Raw genomic sequence first — 368 nt, 5'->3', positions numbered from 1 at the left:
CGATATGGATCCGGACGCCCGGCTGGGCGGAGACCCGGTTTCGTTCCTGCTGGCCATGGCGCCAGACGCTGGCAGGGTGGGCGTCCTGTCCGACGATTGGATCCTTGGGGATGAACGATGAAGGTGCGTCGAACCCCATGGTGGTATTACCTGGTGGCGCTGATCATCGGCCTTGCGGGCGGCGTCGGCCTGGCCATGCTCGATGAGCGCATGGCCACGTCATTGCTCGGTGCGCCATGGTTCGTGGACGTGGTACTGATGGCGATGGGCATTGCGGTGCTGGCCCTGGCCCTGCAGGTGCACGCCTACGCCAACACCGACCCGGCCAAGCGCCCGCACGCGTTCATCAACCCGCAGCGGGCCATGAT

Annotated in this window: 1 protein-coding gene; it reads left to right on the top strand. The window is 66.0% G+C overall.

Annotated elements, in window-relative coordinates:
- Positions 1-117: 117 nt before the first annotated feature.
- A partial coding sequence (locus tag H9626_RS15640; RefSeq protein ID WP_225231009.1) for a DUF3180 family protein occupies positions 118-368 on the top strand: 251 nt, incomplete at its 3' end.

It is taken from the genome of Phocaeicola faecium (assembly GCF_014837055.1).
GTDB classification, from domain to species: domain Bacteria; phylum Bacteroidota; class Bacteroidia; order Bacteroidales; family Bacteroidaceae; genus Phocaeicola; species Phocaeicola gallinarum.
This window is presented reverse-complemented; position numbering and strand designations above follow the sequence as displayed.